Raw genomic sequence first — 21168 nt, forward strand, 5'->3', positions numbered from 1 at the left:
CACGATGGACGCGCTGTTGGCTCAGTGTCAATGGACCGCGCAGAAGGAGAGCTAAGACACCCCGCGATACAACAACATGCTTACCACGGACCATAGTTGGGCGCGATATAGCCTTCGCGCACTATTGACATCATGCCAATAGGCGCCCTTCACCCGGGTGGAGAAGGGGAAGCGCTACGAGTGAGCGGGGCGCGGTGGCTCGAGCATCGGGACGAGGAATCGCCGGGCCACCGCGCGCAACTGCTCCTCGTCGTCGATGTCGATGATCTGACTGGGGATGACCAGGAAGGACGCGGAAACCCGGACCATCATCTCGGCCACGACGTCCACCTCCACGTCGCGGGCGACGTTCCCCGCCTGCTGCTCCAGGCGCAGTCGGCCCGCGACGAAGTGCCGTACGACCTCCAGGGTGCGGCCCTCGTCGCCGGCCATGGACGGCGCGACCGCATCCGGTTCGGCAGCCAGCAGGCCACCGATGAGGGGGTTGCGGCGGATGGTCCGCAGGGAGCTCACGAACCCGAGGACCACACGGTCGGCGACGGTCTCGGCCTCCTGGACGTCGACGCTGAACTGGTCGAAGTACCGCCGGAACTCGCGCCGGACGACCTGCTCGATCAGCGCGTCCTTGGACGCGAACCGGCGGTAGACCGTGATCCGGGAGACCCCTGCCCGGCGGGCGACGTCCTCCATGGTGGAGCGCCGCATGCCCATGCGGCGGAACTGCTCGAAAGCGGCGTCGAGCACGCGCGTGGTGATCTCGTCGTTGGCGTCGACGCGCTCGGCGGCCTCGGCGAACGCACGCTCCAGCACGGAATCCGAGTCGTGGGGCGTGGCAGCGAAGGAAAACACAGGTTCCACGGTCGCCTTTCTTGGCACACACTACCGGCGGTTACAAAGAAGTTGACCCTCAAGTCTTGCGCTCGGATTCGGATTACGTTTCGCTGGAGATACGCAGATACAACATCTGTATCAGAGTATCAGGCAGGGCAGACTTCGGCGACTCAAGGAGGCGTTCAAGCATGGACGAACTGAGCAGGCGCAAGATGCTGCTCGCGGGCGGGACTCTGGGAGCACTCGGGTTACTCGGTGTAGCCTCGCCGGCCCGCGCCCAGACGGCCTGGACATGGGCGTCCGGCGGCTCGGTGGCCGGCGCGGGGACGGGCAGCGACCCCAACGGGGTGTGGGACGACGAGGCCGACCGGGTCCTCTCCGCCGTGATCGAGCGGGGCGACGTACCCAAAGTCAACGAGCTGCTGCGGACCTGGACCCGCAACGACCAGCCACTCCCCGGCGGACTGCCCCAGGACCTCCGGCAGTTCATGGAAAAGGCGCGCCAACTGCCCTCCTGGGCCGACCAGAACAAGCTCGACAGAGCCGCCCAGTTCAACGAAACCAGGGGCTTCTACCTCAACGTGCTCAACGGAATCGGTGGCGGCATGCTGAGCACCGCCATCCCCCGGGAGGCCCGAGCCGTCTACTACTCCAAGGGCGGCGCCGACATGGAGGACCGCGTCGCCAAGACCAGCAAGCTCGGCTTCGCGGTCGGGGACCTCAACGCGTATCAGCCGGACGGCAGCGTCGTCGTGGAAGCCGTGAAGACCCGACTCGTCCACGCGGCCGTACGGCACCTGCTGCCGAAGTCGCCGGGCTGGTCCGGGACCAGCGGCGGCCAGAAGATCCCGATCAGCCAGGCGGACATGCTGGTCACCTGGCACACCCTCCCCACCTTCGCCATGCGCAAGATGCTCGAATGGGACGTCCCGATCAGCTCCGCCGACTCAGCGGCGTATCTGCATCTCTGGCAGGTGACCGCGCACCTGCTCGGCATCCGCGACGAGTACATCCCAGCGACCTGGGATGCGGCCAACGCCCAGTCCAAGCAACTCCTCGACCCGGTCCTGGGCCCCACGCCCGAAGGCGTCAAGCTGACCGACATCCTGCTGCGCCAGCTAGCAGAGCAGACCAGTCCCGGCGGCCTCGACCGCCCTTTGGTCAACGCGTTCGCCCGCTACCTGGTGGGCGACCAGGTGGCCGACTGGGACGGCATTCCCCGAGCGCCGTTCTGGGAGACGGCGGTCAGGACCGTCTGGCCGAAGCTCGTGGCGTACCGCGAGGGCCTGATCAAGCTGCCGCTGGTCCCGCAGATCGCCTGGACGATCGACGAAGCGGCCCGCCAGTACATCTTGTTCTACCTCTCCAAGGGGCGCGAGGTTCACATAGAGATTCCCGACACCAACCGTCCGGCCTGACCCCGGCCGCGCGGAATACGTCGGTAATTCTTTCGCACTCTGCAATTCGTTTTCCATCGGCAGAACTCAAGGAGGGTTCAGGGCATGGACGAACTCAGCAGGCGCAAGATGCTGCTCGCGAGCGGGAGTCTGGGAGCACTCGGGTTACTCGGTGTAGCCTCGCCGGCCCGCGCCCAGACGGCCTGGACATGGGCGTCCGGCGGCTCGGTGGCCGGCGCGGGGACGGGCAGCGACCCCAACTGGGTGTGGGACGACGAGGCCGACCGGGTCCTCTCCGCCGTGATCGAGCGGGGCGACGTACCCAAAGTCAACGAGCTGCTGCGGACCTGGACCCGCAACGACCAGCCACTCCCCGGCGGACTGCCCCAGGACCTCCGGCAGTTCATGGAAAAGGCGCGCCAACTGCCCTCCTGGGCCGACCAGACCAAGCTCGACAGAGCCGCCCAGTTCAACAAGACCAAGGGGATCTACGTCGGCGCCCTGTACGGCCTCGGCAGCGGTCTGATGAGCACCGCCATCCCCCGGGAGGCGCGCGCCGTCTACTACTCAAAGGGCGGTGCGGACATGAAGGACCGTATCGCCAAGACCGCGAAGCTCGGGTACGACGTGGGGGATCTGGACGCGTATCAGCCCCAGGGCTCGATGGTCGTGACCGCGGTGAAGACCCGCCTCGTCCACGCGGCCGTACGGCATCTGCTGCCGAAGTCCCCCGGCTGGTCCCAGACCAGCGGCGGCCAGAAGATCCCGATCAGCCAGGCGGACATCCTGGTCACCTGGCACAGCCTGCCCACCTTCGTCATGCGCAAGATGCTCGAATGGAAGGTACGGATCTCGTCCGCCGAGTCGGCGGCGTATCTGCATGTGTGGCAAGTGACCGCGCACATGCTCGGCGTCCGCGACGAGTACGTCCCCGCGACCTGGGATGCGGCCAACGCCCAGTCCAAGCAACTCCTCGACCCGGCCCTGGGCCGCACCACCGAAGGCGTCAAGCTGACCGAAATGCTCCTCGACATCGTCGCCGAGATCGACGGCGGTCTGAGCCGCCCCCTGGTCAGTGCGTTCTCCCGGTACACACTCGGTGACCGGGTCGGCGACCTGATCGGACTGTCCGAGGAGCCCTTCTGGGAGCCGGTGATCAGGAACGCCTGGCCACTCCTTGTAGCCTTCCGCGAGGGCCTGATTCCACTGCCGCTGGTCCCGGAAGCCGCCTGGACCATGGAGGAAGCCATCCGCAGGTTCGTCCTGCTCTTCCTGTCCGAGGGCAAACCCATCAACATTGAGATCCCCGACGCGAACCGTCCCGCCTGACCTCCGGCCGCGCCGGGGAAGAGCCCGGGTCACGCGCACGTACGACAGCGAGCCGCAGGAGAACGGATGAAGACGAGATGGTGCCGTGTGGAGCGATGGGTGAAGGGCGTCGTCGATGACCAGAGATGACCGTCCGGCTCGGCCCCCTGCTCGTACGACTCGGTCCGAGTCCCCTGCACCCGGCATCGGCCGGCGCCGGTTCCTCGGCTACGTGCTGGCCGCTCCAACGCTGGTGACCGCCGCCGAAATCGGCCGGGCGCCGAAGGCCACAGCCGGGACCGCGGCGGCCGGGATCCCGTCGGCGGACATCACCGAGCTGGTCGACCTCAACGACGTGATGACCGCGGCGGCTCTGCCGACCTCGAACCTGATCAAGGTCGTGGTCCACACGGACGGCACCGTTTCGTTCGCGATGCCTAGAGCCGAGGTCGGGCAAGGCATCACCACGTCGACAGCCATGCTGATCGCCGAGGAGATGGACGTACCGCTCGACAAGGTGCGGGTCACGCCGGCCGACGCGCGGCCCGAGCTGGTGTTCAATCAGCTCACCGGTGCTTCGAACACGACGATCTCGACCTTCACCCCGGTCCGGGTCGCCGCCGCCGTCGCCCGGGGCCGCCTCCTCGACGCAGCGGCGATCGAGCTCGGCGCGGCGGTCACCGACCTCACCTTGAAGGCCGGCGTCGTCACCGACCTCGTGGGCGGGAGCATCGGCATCGGTGCTCTCGCCGAGAAGGCCGCGAGTGTCGAGTCGCGGCACGTGTCCGTGGACCTCAAGGAGCGCCGGGACTTCACCGTCATCGGCACGCCACGCAGCCGTATCGACGCGCTCGACGCCGTCACCGGTCGCAAGAAGTTCGCGATGGACCTCAATGTCCCCGACGCCAGGCCGACCATGGTCTGCCGTCCGCCGACCATCAACGGCAAGGTCGGCTCCGTCACCAACCTCGCCCAGGTCCGCGCCATGCCCGGCATCACCGATGTCGCGGTGATCTCCACCGGCGTTGCCGTGCGCGCTCAGACATTCGGCCAGTGCATCGACGCCGTGCGCGCCCTAAAGGTGTCCTGGAAACCCGGCAGCGCGGAGGGGAAGTCCGACGAGTCCGTACGGAAGCAGTTGCGCGCAGCCGAACTGTCGCTCGGGCTTCCCCCGGTGACTCCGTCGGTGGAGGCCTCCTTCACCTTCCACTTCCGCAGCAACAGCGCCCTGGAGACCAACTGCGCCATCGCCGACGTGCGGTCCGACCGCGCGGAGATCTGGTCGGGCCTCAAGGCACCGATCGTCGCCCAACAGGCCATCGCCGCCAAGCTCGGGCTGCCGCTCCACGCAGTCACCGTGCATGTCACCGAAGGCGGCGGCTCCTTCGGGCGCAAGCTGTTCCACGACGCCGCACTGGAAGCCGCCGAGATATCACGGGAAATCGGCAAACCCGTCAAACTCATGTGGCACCGGGCCGACGACTCCCGCCAGGGGCGCACCCACCCCATGGCCATCTCCCGGGTGCGCGCCGCCTACCTCGGCGATTCAGTGCTCAGCTACAAGCAACGGCACACCAGCGTGGCCACCGACCTCGGCCATGGGCTCGGCGAAGTCTTCACCGCCCTGGCCGCGAAACTTCCGGTGGGCGACATCGGCTTCTCCGAGACGTTCTTCCAGCTCTCCCAGTCGATGCCCTACCACTTCGGCGCCCACAGCCGACTGCTCGCCGAAACCGACAAGAGCTTCAACACCGGCAGTATGCGGGGCGTCTACTCCCCCGACGTCACCTGCGCACGGGAGCTGATCGTCGACCGGCTCGCGTCGAAGATGGGCAAGGACCCCTACCGGTTCCGGCACGACTTCCTCCGCGACGACCGCTCCCGGGCGGCGCTTGACAAGGTCGCCGAGGCCGGAAACTGGGGCCGCGCCATGCCGGACGGCACCGCGCAGGGCATCGCCTTCCACTCCGAGTACCACGCGGTCAGCGCGGTGCTCGTGGAGATCGACTGCCGGCCCGAGACAGTCAACCGCCCCATCCGCGACGGCGTGGCCGGGCCACGTGTCACCAAGGCCGTCATCGCCGTGGACGTCGGCCTGGCCGTCAACCCCCGCGGCTTGGAGGCCCAGATGATGGGCTGCCTCATGGACGGGATCGCCCAGACGCTGACCGCCGGCCTGCACCTGCGCGACGGGTACTTCCTCGAGGCCAGCTGGGACAACTACTTCTACACCCGGCAGTGGAACACACCACCTGAGCTGGAGATCATCGTCATGCCGACGACCACCGGGGAACCCGGAGGTGCGGGAGAACTCGGCGTCGCCGCGTCGATGGCCGCGGTCGCCTGCGCCTACGGCCGGGCCACTGGCACCATGCCGACAAGCTTCCCCATCAACCACAGCACCCTCTCCTTCAGCCCCAAACCCACCGTTCCTCCGATCCCCGCGTCCCCCACCGACGGCCTGGAACACGTCCGTTGAAGACAGGAGCCGGCCCCCGTGCCTGAACACACCTTCCGCGTCAACGGCGAACAGGTCACCGTCGATGCCGCCGATGACGAGCGACTGCTGTGGGTGCTGCGCGACATCCTCGGCATCACCGGACCGAAGTACGGCTGCGGCATCAACGTGTGCAAAGCCTGCACCAGCCACCTCAACGGCAAGGCCGCCAACCCCTGCGCGATCCCCGTCAAGGACCTGCGGCCGACCGACGAAGTCACCACGATCGAAGGGCTTGCGGCCACCGTCGGCGCCGGACTGCACCCGATGCAGCAGGCTTGGCTCGACCAAGACGTGGCCCAGTGCGGCTACTGCCAGCCCGGCCAGATCATGGCCGCCGTCGCCCTGGTCCGCCGCGTCAAGGAGGAAGGCCGCCGGATCACCGACGACGACCTGGACGGGATACGCAACATCTGCCGCTGCGGCACGTACGTCCGCATCCGCGCAGCGATCAAGGCGGGCGCGGAGCACATGTGAGGCGCATGAAGGGCGTCTGACCTGGGCATATGCCCGTCAGACGCCCTTCATGACGCGCTCAGCGGACCGGCGTCACCCCGCAGGGCCGACCGTTCAGCCTGAAGACCCGGGGGTCGTTCACCTGGCCGGTCGACTTTCCGTTGAAGCCGAAGCGCGCGGTTCCGCCGGGCGGCAGGCTCGCGTTCCAGCTCAGCGACTTGGCCACGACGGCAGGGCCGGTCTGGGAAATGGTGGCTCCCCAGGTGTCGGTCACCCGCTGAGTGTCGGCGAACGACCACGTGAGCTGCCAGGGGCTGAGCGCCCGGGTGCCGGTGTTCTTCAGTACGACCTGGGTGGTGAAGCCGCCGTCCCACCGCTGTGAGGTGTACGCGACCTCGCAGGTAGCCGTCCGGGTCTCGCCGCCGCCCAGGTCGTCGGCGTAACCGGCGATCCAGGCCATGGGGGCGTTCCAGTTGATGGTGACCTCGTTCGTCGCCCACGATTCGATGTGGTCGATGTAGCACATCGCCGGGGCGCACCCCTTCAGCTTGCTCTGTGCCAGCGGGTCCTGGATGGCGTCGTTCGGTCCGCCGGCGAGGGAGCCGGGCGCGGGGTTCGGCAGGGACGGATCGAGCTGGTGGGCCCAGAACCGGTGGTGCTGGTTGCGCGCGTCCCGCTCACCGTAGCCGGTGACGTACGACGTGTTGAGCGGGTTGCGGCCCAGGAGGTAGTCCAGCCCGCGCAGCACGGCGTCCCGGTAGGCGGCCTTGCCGGTCAGGTCGTGCGCTGTGCCCAGGACCACCATGTTGTTGGCGACCTGGCCGTTCGAGCCCCACACGTAGTGGCCGTCGGAGGGGGCGTACGGAATGCCGTACGCGGCCTTGTCGGAGTCGGCCGCGTAACCGTCCGCCGCTCGCGTCACCGCGGCGCGCACCGCCTTGAGCTGGTCGGCGGAGAGCCGGTTGGGCACGGTCGCCAGGTCCAGCGCGCCCAGGCCCGCCGTTGATTGCCACGACATGCCGCCGCGCGGGAAGAGGGCGTCGGTGTCGCCGTGCAGCGGTGAGCCGAGAAGTGCCTGACGGTAGGCGTCCTGCCCGGTGGTGATGAACAGTTCCGCCGCCGCCCAGTAGAACTCGTCCCGTACGTCGGTGTCGGAGTACGCGCCGCCGCCCGTGCCGTCGTTGGGATCGGCCAGGATGTCCGGGTGTGCCTTCGCCGCGTTCCAGGCGGTACGGGCCGCCTTGTCGCAGCGGGACGCGAAGGCGGCGTCGTACGGCGCGAAGAGGCGGGCGCACTGGGCGGCGGTGGCCGCCAGGTTGAGGGTGGCCGCGGTGGACGGCGGATGCAGTTCGCGGGGCTGGGGGTCACGGTCGGGCCGGGTCGGCAGGCCGGTCCATGCCTTGTCGTGCAGCTTGTGGTGCGCCATACCGGCCAGCGGCTCGCCCGCCGGGACCTGCATGCGCATGAGGAAGTCCATCTCCCAGCGGGCCTCGTCGAGGATGTCGGGGGTGGCGTTGCCGTGCTCCGGCAGCGGAAGTTCGCCGTCGGCGAGGGGTGCGGCGTCGGCGTTCTCCTCGGTCAGGGTCCGTTCGAAGGCGGACATCAACTGGGCCACGGATATGCCACCGTTGACGACGTACTTGCCGTGGTCACCGGCGTCGTACCAGCCGCCGGCCGCGTCGAGGCGGTAGTCGCACACACCCGGCTGGCACGGCACGTCGTTGTCGCCTTGGTTGGGGCTCACGTTGACGTGGCCGGCCGGGCGGGCGTACTCCTCCCCGACGAGGTCCGCGTCGATCTCGATGCCGCTGCGGTTGTGGTAGAAGTACGCGAGCGCGTCGGTGCGCAGCGACGCGTAGAGGTCGTCGCCGATGGCGAACGGCTCACTCTTGTCCCCCGCGACCGTGACGGTGTAGCCCTGTCCGGCGGTGGTGACTGTGCCGAAGTCGAAGGTGTGGACGTTCTGCCGTGAGGTGGTGTCGACGCCTGCCGGGGTGGTCGTGCCACTGGCCCGCCGGGTCCCGTCGGCGGCGTTGAGCGTCCAGGGAAGTGGCTCGGTCGCCTCAGTGACGTACGTGCCGCTCTTCGGGCCGTGGGTGAGGTAGCCGACCTGGTTGACGCGGACGGGAGAGCCGGTGTCCGGTTCGTACGGGGGCGGTGCGGTGCCGCCACGCAGCGAAACGTCGTCGAGGCAGAAGGTGAACGCCTTTTCACTGCCCCCGAGTTGGAAGACGAGCTGCGCGGCGTCGTGGTCAGCCGCCGCCGTGAAGGTGTGGCTGACGCGCTCGGCGCTCTCCCCGACCTGCTGCGCCGCGGAGAGTTCCGTGGTCCAGGGATCGGCCCCCAGCTGCACGTTGGTACGGATGGTGAGGGGCACCGTCGAGGTCGCCGTATAGCTGAGCGTGTATCCCTCGCCGGCGGCGAGAGCGAGCGCGTTCTGCCCGATGATGGCGTCCCACGGGTTGGCTGTGCCTGCCGGGACATCGGCGCACAGGCGGCCGTCCACGACCGCGGCGGGACTGTTGTCGGTCCACCACCAGGAGGCGGTGCCTTGGGAGAAGTCGCCGTTGGTGATGAGTTCGGGCGCTTCGTCGGCCGGTTCGGCGGCGGCTGCGGGTGCGACTGCGGGTAGAGCTGTGGCGGGTGAGGCGGCCACGGCGCCGACCAGCAGGCCGCCGAGAGCGGCCAGGGCGGCGACACCCGGCGCCGAGCGTCTGCGACGCCGAGTCGTACGGGAAAGGGGAGGCGGATGATGCGACACGCCGGGTCCTCCAGCGGGGAGTAGGGAGGTGCGCGGTGCCTGAGACATGGGGAGTCACGCGTGCGGTGGGAGTGGTTTTGGGAGCGCTCCCAATGTCCGAGGTCGCAGATGCCGCGTCAAGACGTCGGACGTGAATCTTTCGGTCCAGACCATTCCCGACTCGTCAGTAACCGGCTACGTTGCGTGCCCAGTTGTCACTTCTGGCCGCAGCCGTCGCGCTGATTTGCCCTGGGCGGAACCACATGTCTGGCTCAATCTCCCTGCACAGCGTTTCCAAGACGTACGACCGGGCTGTTCGCGCCGTCGACCGCGTCTCCCTCGACATCGCCCCCGGCGAGTTCCTAGTGCTGCTCGGCCCTTCCGGATGCGGAAAATCAACTGTCCTTCGCATGATCGCCGGACTTGAGGACATCACCGCGGGCGATCTGTACCTCGACGGTGAGTACGCCAATCACCTGCCGCCGGGGCAGCGCGGCATGGCCATGGTCTTCCAGAACTTCGCCCTCTATCCGAACATGACCAGCCGCGACAACATCGGCTTCCCCTTGCGTTTCGAGGCCCCCGGAGAGGACCCCGGCCCACGCGTCGAGGCCACCGCCCGGAAGCTCGGCATCGAGGACATCCTCGACCGCTACCCCGCGCAGCTCTCCGGCGGTGAGCGCCAGCGCGTCGCCATGGGACGGGCCATCTCCCGGCGGCCCTCCGTCTTCCTGATGGACGAGCCGCTGTCCAATCTCGACGCGAAACTGCGTAGCCATCTGCGCTCCGAGATCGCGCACCTCACCCGCGAACTGGGGGTGACAACCGTGTACGTCACGCACGATCAGTCCGAGGCGATGTCGCTCGGCGACCGGGTCGCGGTCATGCGCGGCGGCGTGCTCCAGCAGCTCAGCCGCCCCCGGGACGCCTACGGGCTCCCGGAGAACATCTTCGTCGCCGCGTTCATCGGCACCCCGCGCATCAACCTCCTCCAGGCCGTCGTGCACGCGCCGCTGGAGGGCGCGATGTCGATCGCTCTCGGCGCGCAGCGGCTGCGCCTTCCCGAGCCCCTCAGCCCCGACCACCAGTTGCTCCGCATCCAGCAGGGCAAACGGCTCGTCGTCGGGCTGCGCTCGGAGGCCGTACGGATCGCCACGCCCAGTGAGGCCCGCCCCGGTGAGGTCGCGATCAGCGGGCTGGTCGAGCACATGGAGTACCAGGGGCACGAGGCACTCGTACACCTCAACACCGGCTCCCATCCCGCCGTCGTACCGGATCTGGAGTCGCCTCGGCCGCAACCGGCCGTACGTCGCCGCTGGGGCACTCCGGCGCCGGGCATGCTGTCCCGGCTGAGGGAGCGGGCGGCTCAGCACATCGCGGGGCCGGTCGTGGTCCTCGACGAGCCGGACCTCGCGGCGCCGCCCGGGGGCACCGCGTACGACTCGCAGCGCCCCACGCTCGGGGCGAGCGACCTTGTCGTCCGTACGGGCCCGGACATGCGGCTGCGGACCGGCACGCAGGTTCCGCTCCTCGTCGACCTGGCGCATCTGTACGTCTTCGACCACTACGGCCGCAGGATCTGCCCGGCACCGGCCGACCTGCCCGGCCTCGACGTCTCACCTCTCTGAGGCCGTCGCGACGCCGCTGCCCCCTGCGTGGGGCAGCGGCGGAGCGTCCTCGGTCAGGCGCAGTCCTTCCCGTTCAGTGTGAAGCCCGTGGGCGCGCCGGCAGGCGCACCGGAGCCCTGGAATCCGAAGGACACAGCGGCGCCCGCCGCAATGGCGGCGTTGTGGCCGACGTTGGTGGCGGTCACTTCGGCGCCGCTCTGGGAGACGGTCGCGTTCCAGGCGCTGGTGACCTTCTCGGTGCCCTTGAAGGCGAAGCCGAGCTTCCAGCCGTCGATCGCGGTGGTGCCGGTGTTCTTCACCGCGAGGTCGGTGGTGAATCCACCGCCCCACGAGGCTGTGACCTTGTAGGTGACCGCGCACGAACCCGGGGGCGGTGGGGTAGGTGTGGGCGTAGGTGTCGGGGTCGGGGTGGGAGTCGGGGTCGGCGCCGTACCGTCAGGCGTGGCACCCCACTGCTTCGCCGAGCCCTCCATCAGCACGATGTTCGGCGCGTCCACCGGGGTGGTGCCGGGTGTCGTCGCCGACGAGGGGTACGACCAGTCGTTCGCCGGGTTCCAGGCCCCCGCCGAACTGATCCGGAACTGCACCTCCTTGCGATACGCCGACTGCCCCGCCGGGGCGATCGTCGCGTCCGAGCAGTCCACAGTCACGTAGTAGACGTCGTTCTTGTACTGCGTGGGCCCTCTGACCTTGCCGCACTGGTTGTAGTTGGTGGTGTAGCTGATCTGGTCCGGGGTGACGCCCGGCTCCAGGGTGAAGTAGTAGCGCAGCGAGGCGTCGGTCAGCGCCCTCGCCGGCCAGGCCGACTTGTTGACCAGATACGCCTTGATCTCCGTGAAGCCCGGCCCGGTGGCGTTCACCGACGCCTGTACGGAGATCTCGGGTCCGTCCGGCTGCTCCGGCCTCGGGAAGTCGGCGAGCGGGCTGCCGCCGTACTCCCCGTACAACCGGGCCAGCGCCCCGGTGAAGGCCGCGTTGTAGTCCGTAGCCACCTCGTTGTTCACATAGTTCGACCGGTCGTCGGTGTACGTGTCGTCCGGCGCGCTCGGCCCCCCGACCAGCGCGCCGTACAACGTGTGCCTGCTCTCGACCGGGCTGTTGATCTGGTCCGTCCACGAGCCGTGGGCGGTCCGGTGGTGCGGCTTGGTCGGCGGATTGACGCCGAAGCCGACGACGTAGCTGGCCTTGCGCGGGTTGTCGCCGAGCGCGTAGTTGATCTGCCGTACCGCGAAGTCGTGGTAGCGGCTCTTGCGCTCGCTGTCGCCGGTCAGCCAGTCGGAATACTGGAGTGCCGCGAAGGCGGTGTTGGCGGCGTACCGCAGTGAGCCCCAACTGTCGAGAACGGCCTGCCCCCCGGGCGAGTACCGCACCCGCTGACCGTTGACGCCGACCGTCCACCAGTCGAGCCAGCGGTTGGCGTCGTCGACGTACTTCTGCTTGCCGGTGAGCTGCGCCAGCATGACGTACGCCCCGTAGGAGCTGTCGTCCCAGGACAGCGTCCAGCGGTAGGAGCGGGTGGTGGTCTGCGGCTCGGTGGAGAGGTTGTCGTAGTACGACTCGGCCTTGGCCAGGTAGGCCGCGTCGCCGGTGGCCTTGTGGAGCCAGATGGCGCCCCACACCAGCTCGTCGTGGTAGCCGCTCCAGGAGTTGTAGTACGACTTCGCGTCGGTGATGCAGTCGCTGTACTTGCCGCGGTAGGTGTCGGCGAAGGCGTACAACTGCTTGGCGTGCGTCACGAGCTTCGCGGCGTACGCCGGGTCACTGTCGGCGAACACCATCGACGAGGACGCCATGGCGGCGGCGGTCTGGCCGGCGAGGTCGGAGCCGGGACAGGACGCGTCGATCTTGTAGGCGGGCCGTGCCATCGGCATCACCTCGGCCGGGCCCCACCACTTGTGGTCGTCGGCGCCGTTCCCCACCTGCCCGTACAGCACATTCGGGGAGGGGTGTGCCTTGAGGAAGTAGTCGTTGACGAAACGGAGATTGCTCTTCAGGTGCGGCAACTGCCCGGAGGAGGTGTACGCCGCCTTCTCCTCCACTCCGCCCCAGGCCAGCATGGTCGCGGAGAACGCCATCGGCAGACCGAACTTGACGTGGTCACCGGCGTCGTACCACCCGCCGGTGAGGTCGAGGCCGGCGTCCTTGCCGTCGTTCAGGCCGGAGTCGCCGCGCCAGTCGACGCGGTTGGTGTCGGGAAGCTTGCCGGACTGCTGCGCCTCGTAGAACGAGACGGACTTCTGGAGCGCCTCGCCGTAGTTGAAGGCGGGCGCGGCGGAGGCCGGGGCCGACAGCGACAGGGGGACGAGGAGACCGGCGGCGACCGTGGCCGCGACCGCTGAAGCTGTGGTACGGCGCCGGGTTCTTCGGGGGTTCAGCCAGGTAGGCACGCGCAACGGAATGGTCCTTCCGTACGTCGATGAGAGGGGGCGGCGTGACCGGTCAGGCGGGCGGTGCGCCCCAGGCCAGGGTGGTGCCGGTGTACGCGGGGACGGCGGGGGCATCGGCGTACGCGGTCGCCGTCGAACGGCTGTAGTCGTTGGCCTCGTTGAAGTTCGACCAGTCCGACTTGCTCATCCGGAGCTGGATGTCACCGGTGTCCTTGCCCGCCGCGAGGGAGCCGCCGGCGAACGTCACCTCCAGGTAGGCGTCCGCGCCCGTGAGCGGTGTGGTCAGTGGGACGACCTTCAGTTTCACCTGCGCGCACCCGACCGCCGCGTAGTCGCACCACGCGCTGACGGAGGGCGACCCGCCGTCCCGTGTGAAGTAGTAGCGAACCGACACCGTGCTCAGGTCGAGGGAGGTGGATCCGGTGTTGGCGACCTGGAGCCCCGGGCGGATGGCGTTGTCCGTGGCGGAGCTGTCATTGTTCTTGTACCGGACCTTCACCGCGCCCGATGGACCGCCGCCACCACCGTCTTGGGCCCGGGTCGTCACGCTCAACGCCGCCGACGGCGCCGACACGTTGCCCGCCGCGTCCCGTGCCCGCACGGTGTAGCTGTACGCGGTCGAGGGGGTCAGGCCCGTGTCGGTGAACGACGTGCCGGTCACGGGGGCGGCGTTCACCTTGGCCGTGCCCCGGTAGACGTCGTAACCGCTCACGCGCACGTTGTCCGTCGAAGCCGACCACGACAGGGACACGCTGTTCGCCGTCGTGGCGGTGGAGTTGAGCCCGGCCGGCACGGTGGGTGCGGTGGTGTCGGTCGGGTCGGGCTCCCCGCCTCCGTACACGTCGGTCAGGCTGATGCCCGTGGTGCTCCCGGTGCCGCCGAGCGGGACCTCGTGGTCGAGGCTGACGAACTTGCCGCCGTGCTGCCACAGGGCGGGCTTCAGCAGGGCGTACTTCTGCTCGTCCCACGACTTCCAGTCGCCGAGCAGCAGGCCGCCCGTGTCACCGGAGTTGGGGTTCATGCACCAGAAGGTCTGGTGCATGCGGTTCTCCACGATGAGATCGCGCAGCGCCTTCATCCACTTCTCGTTCGGTCCGCCGTCGAGGAAGCCGCCCCATTCACCGATGAGGAGCGGCGACTTGTTCTCCTTGTGCAGGTAGAGCCAGTTGGGATCCCAGACGTCGCGTTCGAGGGTCGTGCGGTCCCAGGTGCCGGTGAACCAGGGCTGGGCGTACACGAGCGGGCCGTAGTCGTGCGGGGAGTACACGAGCTGGTCGCTGTTGGCGCCGAGGTCGACCGGGTGGTCGCGTACGCCACGCAGGTTGCCGCCCCACCAGGTGGAGTAGTAGTCGGCCGGGGTGGTGGAGGTCCAGCTCACACCGGCCTTGGGGTACACCTCGATGCCTTCGCACAGCACCAGGACGTTCGGGTTGATGGCGAGGATCCGCTTGCCCGCTGTCTCGCAGGCGTACTTGAAGTTGTCCTGGTCGGTGGAGCCGTCCCATTTGGCGCGGGTGGCTTCGTTCGCCTTGCCGTGGGGCTCGTTCTTGATGTCCATGGCGACGAGGGTGTCGTCGGCCTTGTAGCGGGCTGTCACCCATTCCCACGCGGCGTAGAACTGCTCGGACGTGATGGCGCCCTTCCACCACACCGGGTAGTTGTGACCGGAGTTGTCGGCCTCCGCGCTGTGCACATCGAGCATCACCTTGATGCCGTACTGCTCGCACAGGCGCAGCCAGAAGTCGAAGACCTCCAGTGAGGTCTTGCCGGCGATCTCGGGGTTGGCATGGTTGTTGACGCCGGACGGGACGGTCGCCTGGCCGTTCTTCCACTCCAGGAGGAGTTGCGTCGAGATCGGCACCCGGACCATGTTGATGCCGCGGTCGGCCATCGATTTGGTGATGCCGGTGATGTTGCCGGACCACAGTCCGTGGAAGACCCGCTCGGAGGCGTTGAAGCCGAACCAGTTGGCGCCGGTGAGCCAGACCTCGTCACCGTTCGCGTCGACGATCTTGTTGCCCTTGGTGTGAAGCCAGTCGTCACCGGCCGCGGCGGCGCCGCTCGCGGCGTCTTCCACCACTGGGGCGGCCTGGGCCGTCGTTCCGCCGGCGAGGCCGCCCACCGATATGAGTCCTGCGGTGACTACCGCGGCAACCAGCGTTCGCAGACGCCGTCTTCCTCTTCGTAACGGTCTCATTGGACGCTGCCCTTCAGCCGGTGGCGGGTTCAACCCGGGAGCCCTCTTGGGAGCGCTCCCATCTCCATTCGGCTGGGACTGTAGGGGCGTCTTGGTGCCTTGGCAAGGGCATGTTGCACGGGTTATTTGGGAGCGCTCCCGTGCCATTGCGGCAGCCTGCGCGCTGCGAAGGTCCTCCCGGGGGTGTCCGGGCCGGCCGGTGAGCGGCCGACCCGGACATCGGGCTCAGGCGAGGTCGAACCGGTCGAGGTTCATGACCTTGTTCCACGCTGCCACGAAGTCACGCACGAACTTCTCTCCCGCGTCCTGGGACGCGTAGACCTCCGAGACGGCTCGGAGCTGGGAGTTCGAACCGAAGACGAGGTCGACCGCGGTGGCCGTCCACTTGGCCTTGCCCGTGGCGCGATCCCGACCTTCGAATACGTTCTCGGCCGAGGCCGACGCCTTCCACTCCGTGCCCATGTCGAGCAGGTTGACGAAGAAGTCGTTGGTCAGTGTCTCGGGCCGGTGCGTGAAGACGCCGTGCGGGGACCCCGCGAAGCCGGTGTTCAGGGCCCGCATGCCGCCGATCAGAACCGTCATCTCAGGGGCGGTCAGCATCAACAGGTTGGCGCGGTCCAGCAGGAGAGTCTCCGGTGACAGCTTCTCTCCCTCCCGGAGGTAGTTGCGGAACCCGTCCGCCCTGGGTTCGAGCACGGCGAACGCCTCCACGTCGGTCTGCTCCTGCGAGGCGTCCGTTCGCCCCGGTGCGAACGGGACCGTGACGTCGTGCCCAGCGTTCTTCGCGGCTTGCTCGACGGCCGCGCACCCGCCCAGGACGATCAGGTCGGCGAGCGAAACCTTCTTTCCGCCGGCCTGTGAGCGGTTGAAGTCCTGCCTGATCCGGTCGAGGGTCTGCACGGTCTCGGTCACCGCCGGCAGGTCATTGACCTCCCAGTCCTTTTGCGGCGCGAGTCGGATGCGAGCCCCATTGGCCCCGCCGCGCTTGTCGGTGCCACGGAAACTTGCCGCCGACGCCCAAGCGGTGGTGACCAGCTGGGGGATGGACAAGCCAGAGGTGAGAATCCTGCCCTTGAGGGCAGCGATGTCCTCGTCCGCGACCAGCTCGTGATCGACCTCGGGAACGGGGTCCTGCCACAGCTGCGGCTCGGCGATCCACGGCCCCAGGTAACGCGACAGGGGTCCCATGTCGCGGTGCAACAGCTTGTACCAGGCCTTGGCGAACGCCACCGCGAGCTCGTCCGGGTTCTCGTGGAACCTCTTCGTGATCGGCCCGTAGATCGGGTCCACCTTCAGCGCGAGGTCCGTCGTCAGCATCATGGGAGCGTGCCGCTTCGACGGATCATGAGCGTCGGGCACAGTTCCCTTGGCCGAGGGATCCGTGGGCGTCCACTGCTTCGCACCGGCGGGGCTCGTCGTCAGCTCCCAGTCGTACCTGTACAGGTTGTCCAGGTACCCGTTGTCCCACTTCGTCGGCTCGGAGGTCCATGCGCCCTCGAGCCCACTGGTGAGCGCGTCGGCGCCCTTGCCGGTGCCGTACGTGTTCCTCCAGCCGAGGCCTTGCTGCTCGATGGGGCAGGCCTCGGGTTCCGGACCGATGTACGAGGGATCGACCGCACCATGACACTTGCCGAACGTGTGGCCGCCGACGATGAGCGCGACCGTCTCCTCGTCATTCATCGCCATACGCCGGAACGTCTCGCGAATGTCCCTGGCGGCAGCCGTCGGATCCGGGTTGCCGTTGGGCCCCTCCGGATTGACGTAGATCAGTCCCATCTGCACGGCGCCGAAAGGACCGGCGAGTTCCCTGTCGCCGCTGTAGCGCTCATCTCCGAGCCATGTGTCCTCGGGCCCCCAGAAGATCTCCTCGGGTTCCCAGATGTCCTCTCGCCCGAAGCCGAACCCGAATGTCTTGAAGCCCATCGATTCCATGGCACAGTTTCCGGCGAAGACCAGAAGATCGGCCCAGGAGATTTTCCGGCCGTACTTCTGCTTGACCGGCCAGAGCAAACGGCGCGCCTTGTCGAGGCTCGCGTTGTCCGGCCAGCTGTTGAGGGGGGCGAAGCGCTGAGCGCCGCTGCCGCCACCACCCCGGCCGTCGGCAATGCGGTACGTACCCGCGGCATGCCAGCTCATCCGGATGAAAAGCGGCCCGTAGTGGCCGTAGTCGGCAGGCCACCAGTCCTGCGACGTCGTCATCACCTCGAAGACGTCCCGCTTCAGCGCGTCGAGGTCGAGGGTCTCGAACTCCTCTGCGTAGTCGAAGTCCTCGCCCATCGGATTGGACCGGGGAGAGTGCTGGTGGAGAACCTGAAGGTCCAGCTGATTCGGCCACCAGTCCCTGTTCGTCCTGGGCCGAGTCGGCGTAGGGGTCGGGGAAGGGATTGCTGGGTTCTCGCTTTCGCTGCCGGACACGTCCGTCCTTCTTCCTGTGTCGGTGTTCCTTCTGCTTGCTGCTTACTCTTGACGTTCGTCGGTTTGCAAGTGTTGAGTACCGCGCCCCGCGCTTCGTAACGCGCACTACCTATCCTCACGCACGGCACCGGCAATCAAGCCTGTGTCGGAGTCCGATTCCAAGGTCGTGTCGACAGCGAGCGCCAAGACACCCTCAGCTCAGTGTCTGCTCCGTCCACACCGTCTTACCGTCCCGCGTATAGCGGGTGCCCCAGCGCTCGGTGAACTGGGCCACCAGGAAAAGGCCGCGCCCACCCTCGTCGGTGCTGCGAGCCCGGCGCAGGTGGGGGGAAGTGCTGCTCGTGTCGGAGACCTCACACATCAGGTTCTCGTCATGGATGAGCCGCAGCACCACCGGTCCGCCGGCGTACCGGTAGGCGTTGGTGACCAGCTCGCTCGCGACCAACTCGGTGGTGAACGTCAGTTCCCCCAGCCCCCACTCGGCCAGCTTGGCCCTCGTCAGCGCCCTCGCCCGGGCAGCCGTGGTGGCTTCCGCGGGCAGCTCCCAGGTCGCGACCTTCTCGGGTGGCAGTACACGGGTACGGGCGATGAGCAGCGCGACGTCATCGGTGGGGTGGCCGGTCAGCACTGAATCCAACACCGCCTGGCACGTCTGCTCCAACGTGCGCGGGCCGGGTCAGCGTTGCGCGCAGGCGAGCCAGTGGTACGTCGATGTCACCGTGCCGCGTCTCGATGAGCCCGTTGGTGTAGAGGGCGAGCAGGCTGCCCTCGGCGAGCTCCAACTCGCTCATCTCGAACGGCAGTCCGCCGAGACCGAGCGGCGGCCCGACAGGCATGTCGAGCAGGCTCACCCGTCCCTCCGGGGTCGCCACCGCCGGCGGAAGATGCCCGGCACACGCGACGGCGCAGCGCCGGGAGATCGGGTCGTACACCGCGTACAGGCAGGTCGCGCCGACGACCTGCTCGGTCTGCGGCAGGTCGCCGCTGACGGCCTCCTCCTCTGCGGCCAGGAGGCTGACCAGGTCGTCCAGTCGGGAGAGGACCTCGTCCGGTTCGAGGTCGAGGCTGGCCAGAGTGTGCACGGCGGTGCGCAGCCGGCCCATCGTGGCCGCAGCGTGGATCCCGTGGCCTACGACGTCGCCCACGACGAGGGCGACTCGGGTCCCGGAGAGGGGGATGACGTCGAACCAGTCCCCTCCGAGGCCTGAGGCGGCACTGGCCGGCAGGTAGCGGTGGGCGACCTCGATGGCGGGGTGTTCGGGTACGTCACGCGGAAGCAGGCTGCGTTGCAGCGTGAGCGCGGCCTGTTGCTGCTGGGTGTAGCGGCGGGCGTTGTCGATGGTGACGGCGGCGCGGGAGGCGAACTCCTGGGCCAGCGTGAGGTCGTCCTCCTCGAACGGTTCCGGGCGCCGCGACCGCCACAGACTGACCACGCCCAGCACCTGGCCGCGTGCCGCGAGCGGTACCACCATGAGCGAGTGGACGTCCAGGTCGACGGCGCCCGCGGCGCGTGGAGGTTCCAGCGAGTACCACGCGGAGGAGACGCCGGCAGCCGGTTCGAGCACCGGTCGCCGCTCGGCCAGGCACCTGGCTTGCGGTGCCTCCGGACGGAGGTGAATCAATTCGCCGACCGGATGCATCAACTGCGCTTCTTGAACCGACACGCTCCGTACAGCCATCCGGGAAACCGGCCCCGTCGTCTCCTGCGGCGGGTCCTCGCCGCGGGGCACCGGCTCCAGCAGGTCCACCGACACGTGATCGGCGAGGTCGGGCACGGCCACATCGGCCAGTTCGCGGGCGGTCTGCCCCACGTCGAGCGTCGTCCCGATGCGGGCACTGGCTTCGTTGAGCAGGGCAAGCCTGCGCCGGGCGCGGTGGCGGTCGGTGACGTCCTCGATCAGCTCGGTGACCCCGATCACCCGGCCGGTGGAGTCCTCCATCCGGAACGACGAGGCGGACACCACCAGCTCGCGGTGTGGATCCCGCCGCAGACGGGAGGACTGTTCGGTGAAGATCTCGGGCCGTCCTGTCTCCAGGACCCGGCGCAGCCGGCTCTCCACCACCTGGGCGTCCTCGCTGACCAGCATGTCGGCGCTGCGAAGGCCCACATGCCGCTCGGTCGGCAGCCCGCTCACCCGTGCGATGGCCCGATTGACCCGCACGACCCTCAGGTCCGGGCTGTGGACGACAAGACCGATCGGGGACCGGCGGAACATCCCGTCCAGGACCGCACGGTCCAGCTCCCACCGGGTGACCTCATCCGCCGGCGCACCGACCAGGAACCATTCCTGCTCCGAGTCGGCCCTCGTGACCACGCGCGCCCTGAGCCCCAGTTCCACCCGGTGCCCGCCGCGATGCCGGAGGGGCACCACCCCGAACCAGCCCCGTGCCCTCACGCACTGCGCCGCGACGTCGCTGACGACCGGCCGGTCGCCGGGGTCGACCAGGAACTCAAGCGCGGGCCGGCCGATCACCTCCCCGACCGGATAACCGAGCAACTCCTCGGCCCGCTCACTCCAGCCGACCACCCGGCCGCGATTGTTCAGCACCACCGACGCCACCCGGCGCAGAGCGAACGGGTCTTCCGGACTCTCGCTGAACATCGTCACGGGCGCGCCCACCGTCATAGCCCTTGTGGTCGGACTGCCGTCTCAGACCCCCGCAGGGCCGTCTCCACCGTTGCGCGGGGTCTTGTCAACTTTTCTCCTCGGCGTTATATAAGGAATTGAGGTCATATGGAACGCATCCTGAGGGAGGGAGTGAGGACGATGCTGATGCGAACCGACCCGTTCCGGGAGCTGGACCGGCTGACCCAGCAGCTCCTCGGCACCGCAGCGCACCCTGCGGCCATGCCCATGGACGCCTTCCGTGAAGGCGACACCTTCACGGTCGAGCTCGACCTTCCCGGCATCGATCCTGAGAGCATCGACCTCGACGTCGAACGCAACGTGCTGACGGTCAAGGCCGAACGCGGGCCCAGCGCACCCGAGAACACCGAGGTCATCGTCGCCGAGCGGCCGACCGGCTCCTTCAGCCGCCAGCTGTTCCTCGGCGAAACCCTGGACACCGAGCACATCGACGCCTCATACGACGCCGGCGTGCTGCGCCTGACGATCCCGGTCGCCGAGCAGGCCAAGCCCCGCAAGATCTCCGTCAGCGCCGGGGACGCCCACAAGCAGATCAGCGGCTGACCCGACGCGACAGCCCGGAGCGGTCTCAGGCGACCGCCGCGGCCCTGGGCGAGCACCGCCCAGGGATGGTTCCACCGGCCCGGTTCCGCTTACGCACTCACCTGCCCCTGGTCCCGATGAC

Annotated in this window: 11 protein-coding genes and 1 pseudogene; 6 read left to right on the plus strand and 6 right to left on the minus strand. The window is 68.4% G+C overall.

The genetic code is table 11. The annotated features are described in order from the left end of the window. Window positions 1–174: 174 nt before the first annotated feature. Window positions 175–858 (minus strand): helix-turn-helix domain-containing protein, encoded by a 684-nt coding sequence (locus ABZX79_RS25125; RefSeq protein ID WP_355261847.1) that lies wholly within the window; start codon window positions 856–858, stop codon window positions 175–177. A gap of 161 nt (window positions 859–1019) precedes the next feature. Between ABZX79_RS25125 and ABZX79_RS25130 the strand changes: the two genes are divergently transcribed. The 4 genes from ABZX79_RS25130 to ABZX79_RS25145 all read left to right on the plus strand — a co-directional run bounded on the left by ABZX79_RS25130 (window position 1020) and on the right by ABZX79_RS25145 (window position 6510). Continuing rightward, window positions 1020–2249, plus strand: coding sequence for an oxygenase MpaB family protein (locus ABZX79_RS25130; protein ID WP_355261849.1), 1230 nt, complete (start codon window positions 1020–1022; stop codon window positions 2247–2249). A gap of 84 nt (window positions 2250–2333) precedes the next feature. After that, window positions 2334–3557, plus strand: coding sequence for an oxygenase MpaB family protein (locus ABZX79_RS25135; RefSeq protein ID WP_355261852.1), 1224 nt, complete (start codon window positions 2334–2336; stop codon window positions 3555–3557). Between the two features lie 115 nt (window positions 3558–3672). Next, entirely contained in the window at window positions 3673–6015 is a 2343-nt protein-coding gene (locus ABZX79_RS25140; protein ID WP_355261854.1) for a molybdopterin cofactor-binding domain-containing protein, read from the plus strand. An 18-nt stretch (window positions 6016–6033) separates the two neighbouring features. Continuing rightward, complete coding sequence (locus tag ABZX79_RS25145) at window positions 6034–6510, plus strand: (2Fe-2S)-binding protein (protein ID WP_355261856.1); 477 nt, start codon at window positions 6034–6036, stop codon at window positions 6508–6510. Between the two features lie 58 nt (window positions 6511–6568). Here ABZX79_RS25145 and ABZX79_RS25150 read toward each other — a convergent pair whose 3' ends face one another. Then, window positions 6569–9160 (minus strand): glycoside hydrolase family 9 protein, encoded by a 2592-nt coding sequence (locus tag ABZX79_RS25150; protein WP_355261890.1) that lies wholly within the window; start codon window positions 9158–9160, stop codon window positions 6569–6571. Between the two features lie 332 nt (window positions 9161–9492). Between ABZX79_RS25150 and ABZX79_RS25155 the strand changes: the two genes are divergently transcribed. Beyond that, window positions 9493–10857 carry an ABC transporter ATP-binding protein gene (locus ABZX79_RS25155; protein ID WP_355261859.1) on the plus strand — a complete coding sequence of 455 codons (1365 nt, stop codon included), beginning with the start codon at window positions 9493–9495 and terminating at the stop codon, window positions 10855–10857. Window positions 10858–10910: 53 nt separating this feature from the next. Here the strand turns inward: ABZX79_RS25155 and ABZX79_RS25160 are convergent, their stop codons facing one another. The 4 genes and pseudogenes from ABZX79_RS25160 to ABZX79_RS25175 all read right to left on the minus strand — a co-directional run bounded on the left by ABZX79_RS25160 (window position 10911) and on the right by ABZX79_RS25175 (window position 20483). Continuing rightward, complete coding sequence (locus tag ABZX79_RS25160) at window positions 10911–13244, minus strand: glycoside hydrolase family 9 protein (protein WP_355261861.1); 2334 nt, start codon at window positions 13242–13244, stop codon at window positions 10911–10913. Between the two features lie 52 nt (window positions 13245–13296). Next, the gene (locus tag ABZX79_RS25165; RefSeq protein WP_355261864.1) at window positions 13297–15366 is read right to left on the minus strand and encodes a cellulase family glycosylhydrolase; all 2070 of its coding nucleotides are present in this window, start codon (window positions 15364–15366) and stop codon (window positions 13297–13299) included. Between the two features lie 300 nt (window positions 15367–15666). Then, window positions 15667–17856: a catalase/peroxidase HPI gene (gene katG / locus ABZX79_RS25170; protein WP_355261867.1), complete on the minus strand. Its 2190-nt coding sequence runs from the start codon at window positions 17854–17856 to the stop codon at window positions 15667–15669. A gap of 193 nt (window positions 17857–18049) precedes the next feature. Then, a pseudogene (locus ABZX79_RS25175) lies at window positions 18050–20483 on the minus strand (SpoIIE family protein phosphatase). A gap of 141 nt (window positions 20484–20624) precedes the next feature. On the opposite strand from ABZX79_RS25175, the gene ABZX79_RS25180 reads away from it, so the two are divergent. Beyond that, window positions 20625–21047: an Hsp20/alpha crystallin family protein gene (locus ABZX79_RS25180; protein WP_355261870.1), complete on the plus strand. Its 423-nt coding sequence runs from the start codon at window positions 20625–20627 to the stop codon at window positions 21045–21047. Window positions 21048–21168 lie beyond the last annotated feature (121 nt).

It is taken from the genome of Streptomyces sp. NPDC002994, assembly GCF_040611155.1.
Classification (GTDB): Bacteria; Actinomycetota; Actinomycetes; order Streptomycetales; family Streptomycetaceae; genus Streptomyces.